We start from the raw sequence: 7,293 nt of genomic DNA, 5'->3' as shown, positions 1-7,293 counted from the left end.
AGAGGGGTTCATTTGGAGACTAACATTGAGGGTAAGTCTGTTTTGTTTAGTTATGATGGGAAAAACATACATCGGAAGTATATTTAAGACCACCTTTTTAAGGTGGTTTCAGACTGTAGACAAACTCGATGAAATTCGAGTTTGTCTACAGTCTTTTTTGATTTAAAATATATTTATAAATTAGTGGAAGACATTTATTCTTCTGTGGAACACCCATGCATTGACCCTGTTATTTTAATTAAGTTAACCTTTATTCAATATTAATGTACAGAGAGCAAAAATTCCCAACAATCTGAGTCTCCTATTTTTAAAATACAAGTCTCTTATCTATTTAACTAGAAGATATAAGTTCTAGAAAAGTGCAGATTTAAGACAAGGTTAATAAACTAGCTATTTAAAATTTGTTATACTACTAACGCATATAGGATGGGCAATAACGAAGGTTGAAATAGTGATAAAATCAATAGTTGAACACATAGATGGACTACAAAAGGCGACCGCTTTATTAGATTGGAGTATTTGGAATATAATGAATGGGGAATTTCATTAGACCATCTTTGTTAAGGAGAATTTTCAAATTTCAGAACCTATTTTTAAAAGATTAAATTCTTATCTATACAAATGGGTATTTGGAAAAGGATTAAAAATTAAATTATAGATTTAGTAATATAACAATGTTCAACTTCTATGGAAGTACGATAGACTTCCATTCACTGTGGTGAATCTGAGGGTTCATGGTTGGCTAACGCAATGCGATAGTTGAATAAAACTTGGATCTGAATGAGTTGCTCCTTTTTCATTATTGGTTAGTTCAATATCTGGGACAGTGAACTGTAACATAAGTAAATGAGTTCTGCTCGCCCTTGACAGAACGACCCATGTGAAGAAAAAATAAAGTAGCATGAATCAATTAAAAAAGAGCAAAAATTAAGGAGGATAGAAACGTGATTTCAAAACGACAAAAAGACATCGTGTTGTCTTTAATGAAAGCAAAAGAACCTGTTACAGCTGAATGGATGGCAAAAGAACTTGGTTTTAGTGATAGAACCATTCGCAACGAGATTAAAGAACTTCAATCACAATGCTCGTCGTTAGGAATAATCATTGAGTCGGTTCGAGGAAAAGGATATATATTAGATATAAAGGACTATGAGGTGTTTGAAAAGGAGTATAATTCTAATGAGAATGAAGCGATATATGAAAATAAATCGGATTTTTCCGAACAGGAAAATCGGGTTTTGTATATACTAAAACGATTTTTATTAGAAAAGGGACCAATCAAAATAGAAAGCCTTGAGGGGGAGCTATTTGTTTCAAAGCCTAAGGTTCAAAATGACTTGAAAATTGTCCGTGAAATATTGGATAGATATCAATTGAAGTTAGTTACCAGACCACATTATGGTACGCAGGTTGAAGGCGATGAATATATGAAACGGCTATGTTTATCAAGTTTTATGTTAAGCCGAAATAGCAACTTAATCATTGAAAGTAATTCTTTTCATGTTTTGGACGAAAACCTGTTTGAAAAGTTAAAAGAAATCATCGTTAAAAAAGTGAATGAATACAAAATTGAGATATCTGACATTGCACTCGAAAATTTGGCGACCCATATTACAATTGGATGTAAGAGAATTGAAGAAGGTTTTGTCATTGAAAACATCGAACACGGTTTAACAGGAAAATACCCCTTAGAAAAAATTGTTGCCAATGAAATTGTAAAAGAAGTTGAGGAGTTTACGGGCTTTACATTCCCGCAATCTGAAATTAATTATATTATTGTCCATTTGTTGGGGACAAAATTAATTCACAAGAATACGTTGAAAGAATTTAGTCATTTTGATGAGTTAGATAACCTAATTCATTGCATGCTGGAAAGATTGAAAAATGAATTAAATTGGGATTTTCATGATGATGAAGAATTCATTCAATCGATGACTTTACATATACGGCCAGCAATGAATCGGTTGCGTTATAACTTGAACATTCGAAATCCATTATTAAACGAAATTAAAAGGAAATATCCTAGCGCCTTTGAAGGTGCTGCTATTGCCAGCAGATGTATTGAGGAATATTTGGAGATTGAGGTAGGAGAAAACGAGATTGCTTATATTGCATTGCACATAGGTGTAGCATTAGAAAAAATGAAGACAAGGCTGAAAAGGCCAAAAAGGGTGATTGTGGTGTGTGCTTCTGGAGTTGGAAGTGCAAGACTATTGTATTATCGTTTGCAAAATGTGTTTAAAGATGAAATCGATATTGTAGCTTCAACCAATTATTATCAATTAAAAGAATACGACCTTTCCTCTATTGATTTTATTATTAGTACGATTCCAATAAAAGAAGATATAGTCGTTCCAGTACAAGTGGTCAACACATTTTTAGGAGAAGAAGATATTGAAAATATCCGAGAAGGCTTATTACCTGTTAAAAAGAATGAGGAACAAGGTTATTTAGATGAATCAAGAGTTTTTATTCACAAAGACTTTGAGGATAAAGAAAGCGCTATCCGTTTCTTATGTGAAGAATTATATAAACAAAAACTCGTCTCCAAAGATTACATAAATTCGGTGTTGGAAAGGGAGTCGCTCGCTCCAACCAGCTTTGGGAATCTTGTGGCCATCCCTCATGCACTTTCACCGGAAACAGAGGAAACATTTTGGACTATATGTACGTTAAGGAAGCCCATCGAATGGACTGATAAACAAATGGTTCAATTTATCTGTTTGTTAAATGTAAGAAAAGAACCTAATGAGGATGATCTGGAAGGCATGTATAAAAGGCTCTTGGCTTTAATTGAAAACAGTGCAACAGTCAAAAAAATACTAAAGGGTAAGTCTGCTGAAGAAATTATAAGGATTTTAAATGATACTAAATTGATATGAAACATTAGGAAATACGTCTTTTTACAACTGAATAGGGAAAAATGAGGGTATTCCAAAATAGGGGTACCCTTTTTATGTTATCGGTATGTTATCGGAGGATAATTTAATTTATTAAACTTTATTATAAGTATTTAAACATTTTTCCGTTACGTAACGGAAAAATCATTTCTGTAAAATTAAACGCTTTCAAAATAAACTATAAAAGTAAGGTGATTAAAGTACTTTTAAAACATTTGCCAAATTAGCCTGTTTAGATTAATTGGCTAATTGTATTTAAAAAAATATTATTGTGGATAAATAGGAGGAATAAACAGATGAATATTTTATTATGTTGTGCAGCAGGAATGAGTACAAGCTTGCTAGTGACCAAGATGGAAAAAGCAGCCGGAGAAAAAGGTTTAGAAGGAAAAATTTGGGCTGTTCCTGCTAATCAAGTCAATCAACACATTGACAATGCTGATGTCCTACTTTTAGGACCACAAGTAAGATACTTGCTACCAAAATTAAAAGGGTTAGGTGAAGAAAAAGGCATTCCAGTGGATTTAATTAATCAAGTTCACTACGGAATGTGTAATGGAGAAGAAGTTCTAAAAACAGCTATAAATTTAGTAAATAATAAATAATAAAAAAGGGGAAAAAGTAGATGAGTAAATTCAACACCATACTAGAAGAGAAAGTCTTGCCTGTTGCAGCTAAGATTGGTGCGCAAAGGCACCTAACGGCTCTTCGAGATGGTCTTATTGCGACTATGCCATTCATTGTAATTGGTTCATTTTTCTTGATCTTGGCTAACTTGCCAATTCCAGGTTATGCTGATTGGATGTCTTCAATTTTTGGTCCAAACTGGGCGGCTAAATTAAGTTATCCAGTAGATGCAACTTTCAATATCATGTCACTAATCGCAGCATTTGCAGTGGCATACAGATTAGCAGAAAGCTATAAGCTTGACTCGATGAGTGCGGGTACTATTTCAGTTGCTGCTTTCCTATTAACAACACCATTTAATTTCTTATTTACTCCAGCTGGGGCTGAAACGGGAGTGATGGTAACTGGTGCAATTTCAAAAGCTTTCTTAAGTAGTAAAGGTTTGTTTGTTGCGTTACTTTTTGCAATTTTATCAACTGAAATTTATCGATGGCTCGTCAAAAAAGATATTGTTATTAAAATGCCAGCAGGCGTACCCCCAAGTGTTGGTAAATCATTTGCAGCTTTAATACCAGGATTTATTGTTCTTCTTGTGGTTTGGGTAATACGTTTACTTGTTGAGTTGACTCCTTATGAAAGTATCAACGGTTTAGTTACGACCCTTTTAGGTGACCCGCTTAAATTGGTAGGTCTTACTCTAGGAGGATCCATTGTTGCTGAATTATTCGTAACTTTACTATGGGCTACTGGATTACATGGTACAAATATCGTTAAAAGTGTAATGGAACCAATTTGGTTTGGTGCTATGGGTGACAATATGACAGCATACCAAGCTGGCAAACCTCTACCACACATTGTTACACAACAATTTTGGGATAACTTCGTCCACATCGGTGGAACGGGAGTAACATTTGGTTTAGTTCTTTCAATGGTATTGTTTGCTAAATCACAACAAATGAAAAGTCTTGGTCGTTTGGCACTTGCTCCTGGTATCTTTAACATTAACGAGCCACTAATCTTTGGTTTGCCAATCGTATTAAACCCAATCATGATTATTCCATTCGTCGTTACTTCAATCGTTACCGTGATTGTAACTTTTCTTGGTATGGATTTGGGATTGGTAGCAAAACCAACAGGTATTGCAGTCCCTTGGACAATGCCGCCAATTATTTCAGGATATCTTGCTTCTGGCGGACATATTTCAGGTGCAATCATGAATTTAATTAACATTGTTATTTCATTCGCAATTTATACTCCATTCTTCAGAATATATGATAAAGCGAAGAAGAGAGAAGAAGATGCGATGAATGCAGGTGAAAGAAAAAATATAATCGCGTAGTTAAGTGAGGTGGGCATTAGTTTGACTAAAGCCTATCTCTTACAAGTAATATGACGATAAAGGCCAATCTTCTGATGATAGAATTAGAAAAATGATCTTTGTTGAGATGTTTTAAAACTTCTGGATTTTAATATATATTTATTCAAAATTGGACGGAGAAGGGAATGTCCCCTTCCTAGTAAAAAATTTGAAAGGCTGTTAATCATGAATAAAGAAGAACTTTACAATCTTGCATTTCAATTAATACTACATTCAGGGAATGCAAAAAGCTTTGCGATGGAAGCGATGCAGAAAGCTAAAGAAGGAAATTTTGATGAAGCAGAAGAAAAACTAACCGAAGCGGATTCTGCCTTTAATGAAGCACATCATGTTCAAACTGACTTAATCCAAAAGGAAGCAGGTGGAGAGAAAGTCGATTTTCCTCTTATTATGGTTCATGCACAAGACCATTTGATGAACTCAATGACCCTTAAAGATATGGCCAGAGAAATCATCGAGTTGCATAAACTTATCAAAAAGGCATAAAACAAAACGCTCCTCTAGAATTGCCCAAGTACTTTTGGGCTTTTTTTATTCAAAATAATTTTTTCGCATAATAATTCTTGCAATGTTATTAATATGAGAAATATGTATTTAAACTCTTAGCTATTTTATTAAAGAAAAATAAAATGTGTAGTTTTAATCCGTTTTGCATTTAGAAAGGAAATGAACTTTAATGAAAAAAACATTCCCGGAAAATTTTTTATGGGGTGGAGCCACTGCTGCAAACCAATATGAAGGTGGATACAATGAAGGCGGAAGAGGGCTTGCAACAAGCGACTTCATAACAAATGGTTCTGCAGAACGCCCAAGGAAAATTACAATCAAGTTAAAAGATGGAACAAAAACAATGGTTAATCGACGGCCTTCTGGAGACCCCCAAATTGATACCATACCAGAAGGCGCAACAGGCTATATTGATGAAAACGTTTATTATCCAGGCCATAAAGCAGTTGATTTTTACCAACATTACAAAGAAGATATTGCCCTTTTTGGAGAAATGGGTTTTAAGTGTTTCCGGCTATCACTTAGTTGGTCCCGTATTTTCCCAAAAGGTGGGATTGAAGGGGAACAACCAAATGAGGAAGGGTTAAAATTTTACGAAGATGTTTTTAAAGAGTGCAAAAAATATAATATCGAACCATTAGTCACTCTTTATCATTTTGAAACTCCAGCTTATTTGGCTCATCATTTTAATGGTTGGGGCGATCGTCAGACGATAGATTGTTTTTTACGAATGTGCAAAGAAGTATTTACAAGATATAAAGATTTAGTTAAATATTGGATCACCATTAATGAAATTAATGTATTAAATGGATACGCCTTTATGGGAACTAGGGAGGCTACCGCGCAGGCGCGTTATCAAGCGAAGCATCATATGTTTGTTGCGAGTGCTCTTGCCAATAAACTTTGTCACGAGATTATTCCAGATGCAAAGATTGGTTGTATGGTTGCATTAAGCTGCATTTACCCGAAAGATTGTAAGCCGGAAAATGTATTTGGAGCTTTGGATTATCGAAGAGGAGCTTTGATTTATACTGATATTATGATGAGGGGATATTATCCATCTTACGCCGACCACTTTTTTGAAGAGATGGGAGTAACCATAAAAAAAGAACCGGGGGATGACAATATAATCAAGGCGCACCCTTCTGATTTTTTATCATTTAGTTTTTACCGTAGTAGTGTATACCATACTGAAATCGTTCAGAATACCGATACCGGTGGACAAATGGGAGATGTAAATCCTTTTCTAGAAAATACTGAGTGGGGTTGGGCTATTGACCCTGTTGGGCTAAGATACACATTATCTGAACTTTATGACCGGTATCAAAAACCGCTCTTTATTGTTGAAAACGGAATGGGAACCATTGATAAGCCAAATGAAAATGGATATGTGGAGGATGATTATCGGATTCAATATTTCCGAGATCATATAGCAGAAATGAAAAAGGCGGTCACTTTAGATGGTGTCGATTTAATGGGATATACACCATGGGGTTGCATTGATTTAGTTTCAGCAGGAACTGGAGAGATGAAAAAACGGTATGGTTTTATTTATGTAGATATGGACGACGAAGGAAATGGAACATTAAAAAGAACAAAGAAAAAATCATTTGATTGGTACAAGAAAGTGATAGCAACTAATGGAGAAGACCTTAGTTTTTAGATTGAAAATATTTCAAATTATGATCAGTTAAATAAAACTCAGGTTTTAATAGATAGATCTCTCACGGAATCGGAATTCTTCAAAATGATTGATTATTCCTATGATTTGATTTTTAAAGGGTTTAAAAAACTAATTGATTGACGCTCCTGTTAAATAAGGAATTGGATTTCTTGGTCAAAAAGGAGAGCTTTAAAAGACACAAGGCTGGGCAAGTTACT

The 7,293-nt window shown here is 34.5% G+C and carries 5 protein-coding genes; all 5 read left to right on the top strand.

Features of this window, described 5'->3' with window-relative positions; genetic code table 11:
* The first annotated feature begins 944 nt into the window (after positions 1-944).
* The 5 genes from CN601_RS21725 (at position 945) to CN601_RS21705 (ending at position 7,075) form a co-directional block, all read left to right on the top strand.
* Positions 945-2,882: a BglG family transcription antiterminator gene (locus tag CN601_RS21725; RefSeq protein ID WP_098120227.1), complete on the top strand. Its 1,938-nt coding sequence runs from the start codon at positions 945-947 to the stop codon at positions 2,880-2,882.
* Positions 2,883-3,196: 314 nt separating this feature from the next.
* Positions 3,197-3,505, top strand: a complete 309-nt coding sequence (locus CN601_RS21720; RefSeq protein ID WP_098120226.1) for a PTS sugar transporter subunit IIB — start codon at positions 3,197-3,199, stop codon at positions 3,503-3,505.
* A gap of 20 nt (positions 3,506-3,525) precedes the next feature.
* On the top strand, positions 3,526-4,866 hold the full coding sequence (gene celB, locus CN601_RS21715) for a PTS cellobiose transporter subunit IIC (RefSeq protein ID WP_098120225.1): 1,341 nt from the start codon (positions 3,526-3,528) through the stop codon (positions 4,864-4,866).
* 204 nt (positions 4,867-5,070) lie between these two features.
* Entirely contained in the window at positions 5,071-5,391 is a 321-nt protein-coding gene (locus tag CN601_RS21710; protein WP_098120224.1) for a PTS sugar transporter subunit IIA, read from the top strand.
* A gap of 190 nt (positions 5,392-5,581) precedes the next feature.
* Positions 5,582-7,075, top strand: a complete 1,494-nt coding sequence (locus tag CN601_RS21705; protein ID WP_098172334.1) for a family 1 glycosylhydrolase — start codon at positions 5,582-5,584, stop codon at positions 7,073-7,075.
* The last annotated feature ends 218 nt before the right edge of the window (positions 7,076-7,293 follow it).

Source organism: Bacillus sp. AFS017336 (assembly GCF_002555445.1).
GTDB lineage: Bacteria > Bacillota > Bacilli > Bacillales > Bacillaceae_G > Gottfriedia.
The sequence above is the reverse complement of the archived record's forward strand: the minus strand, read 5'-3'. Positions and strand labels throughout refer to the sequence as shown.

What these genes read in the sequence shown, in the direction of transcription:
- CN601_RS21720 (WP_098120226.1), top strand. Translation starts at nt 3,197, where the DNA reads ATGAATATTTTATTATGTTGTGCAGCAGGAATGAGTACAAGCTTGCTA.
- celB (WP_098120225.1), top strand. Translation starts at nt 3,526, where the DNA reads ATGAGTAAATTCAACACCATACTAGAAGAGAAAGTCTTGCCTGTTGCA.
- CN601_RS21710 (WP_098120224.1), top strand. Translation starts at nt 5,071, where the DNA reads ATGAATAAAGAAGAACTTTACAATCTTGCATTTCAATTAATACTACAT.
- CN601_RS21705 (WP_098172334.1), top strand. Translation starts at nt 5,582, where the DNA reads ATGAAAAAAACATTCCCGGAAAATTTTTTATGGGGTGGAGCCACTGCT.